This is a genomic window from Nocardioides sp., from assembly GCF_036401255.1.
GTDB lineage: Bacteria > Actinomycetota > Actinomycetes > Propionibacteriales > Nocardioidaceae > Nocardioides.
Window position 1 is genome coordinate 1 of record NZ_DASWVI010000202.1, and the last position, 2,236, is coordinate 2,236.

Consider the following 2,236-nt stretch of genomic DNA (forward strand, 5'->3'; position numbering starts at 1 on the left):
CCGATCAGCGACTCGGTGTAGAGCTTGCGCACCGAGCGCTTCTGCTCGATCAGGTCGTACATCAGCGGCTGGGTGTACGACGGGTCGTCGCCCTCGTTGTGACCGCGGCGGCGGTAGCACACCAGGTCGATGACGACGTCCTTGTTGAACGCCTGGCGGTATTCGAACGCGAGCCGGGCCACGCGGATGCAGGCCTCGGGGTCGTCGCCGTTGACGTGGAAGATCGGCGCCTGCACCATCCGGGCCACGTCCGTGCAGTACAGCGACGAGCGCGAGGATCCGGGGGAGGTCGTGAAGCCGACCTGGTTGTTGACGACCAGGTGGATCGTGCCGCCGGTGCGGTAGCCGCGCAGCTGGGAGAGGTTGAGCGTCTCGGCGACCACGCCCTGGCCGGCGAACGCGGCGTCGCCGTGCACGAGCAGCGGCAGGACGGGGTACTTGGCGCCCTGGTCGAGCACGTCCTGCTTGGCGCGGGCGATGCCCTCGAGCACCGGGTCGACGGCCTCGAGGTGCGAGGGGTTCGCGGCCACCGAGACCTTGATCCGGTCCTTCGACCCCGCCTCGAACACGCCCTCGGCGCCGAGGTGGTACTTCACGTCGCCGGAGCCCTGCACAGTGCGCGGGTCGATGTTGCCCTCGAACTCCCGGAAGATCTGGGAGTACTTCTTGCCGACGATGTTGGCGAGCACGTTGAGCCGGCCGCGGTGGGCCATGCCGATGGTGACCTCGTCGAGCGCGGCCTCGGCTGCGGCCTCGCAGATCTCGTCGATCACCGGGATCGTGGTCTCGCCGCCCTCGAGGGAGAAGCGCTTCTGGCCGACGAACTTGGTCTGCAGGAACGTCTCGAAGGCCTCGGCCTGGTTGAGCTTGAGCAGGATCCGCAGCTGCTCCTCGCGGGGCGGCTTGGTGTGCGGCTGCTCGACGCGCTCCTGGATCCAGCGACGCTGCTCGGGATCCATGATGTGCATGTACTCGATGCCGGTGGTGCGGCAGTAGGAGTCGCGCAGGATGCCGAGGATGTGGCGCAGCCTCATGAAGCGGCGGCCCTCGCCGCCGAACGACCCGGTCGCGAACTCCCGGTCCAGGTCCCACAGGGTGAGCCCGTGCGACTCGACCTCGAGGTCGGGGTGGCTGCGCTGGCGGTACTCCAGCGGGTCGGTGTCGGCCATCATGTGGCCGCGCACCCGGTAGGCGTGGATCAGCTCGAGGATCCGGGCCTGCTTGCTGATCTCGTCGTCGTGGTTGGTCGAGATGTCGCTGGCCCAGCGGATCGGCTCGTAGGGGATCCGAAGCGACCGGAAGATCTCGTCGTAGAAGCCGTCCTGGCCGAGCAGGAGCTGGTGGACGCGCTTGAGGAACTCACCGGACTGCGCGCCCTGGATGACGCGGTGGTCGTAGGTCGAGGTGAGCGTCATCACCTTGCTGATCGCGTTGCGCGCGATCGCGTCCTCGGACGCGCCCTGCCACTCGGGCGGGTACTCCATCGCGCCGACGCCGATGATCGCGCCCTGGCCCTTCATCAGCCGCGGGACGGAGTGGCTAGTGCCGATGCCGCCCGGGTTGGTCAGGCTGATCGTGGTGCCCTGGAAGTCCTCGACGGTGAGCTTGTTGTCGCGCGCCTTGCGCACGACCTCCTCGTAGGCGGTCCAGAAGCCCGCGAAGTCCATGGTCTCGGCGGCCTTGATGCTGGGCACCAGGAGCTGGCGGCTGCCGTCGGACTTCTGGACGTCGATCGCCAGGCCGAGGTTGATGTGTGCCGGGGTGATCAGGTTGGGCTTGCCGTCGACGACGTCGAAGCCGACGTTCATCTCCGGCATCGACCGGACCGCCTTGACCAGCGCGTAGCCGATCAGGTGGGTGAAGGACACCTTGCCGCCGCGGGCCCGGGCGAGGTGGTTGTTGATCACGGTGCGGTTGTCCCAGAGGAGCTTCACCGGCACCGAGCGGACCGACGTCGCGGTCGGCACGCTGAGCGAGGCGTCCATGTTCTGCGCGGTCCGGGCGGGCGCGCCGCGCAGCACCGTGTAGGTCGGCTCGTCGCTGGCCGGCGCCGGAGCGGCCGGACGCTTCTCCTTGGGGACCGGGTTGGTGGTGCCCTTGGCCGGCTCGGCGGCCTTCGCCTCCGGCCGCGGCGTCGCCCGGGGTGCCGGCGTCGACGACTTCTCGCTGGTCGAGGGCGCGGTGGTCGGGCCCTTCTCGGTGGTCGAGCGCTGCTCGGTAGTCGGGCCCTTCTCGG

1 protein-coding gene is annotated in these 2,236 nt (G+C 69.1%); it reads right to left on the reverse strand.

Features of this window, described 5'->3' with window-relative positions:
* Window positions 1-2,236: multifunctional oxoglutarate decarboxylase/oxoglutarate dehydrogenase thiamine pyrophosphate-binding subunit/dihydrolipoyllysine-residue succinyltransferase subunit (locus VGD85_RS09580; RefSeq protein ID WP_331063226.1), on the reverse strand; the 2,236-nt coding region annotated here is incomplete at both ends.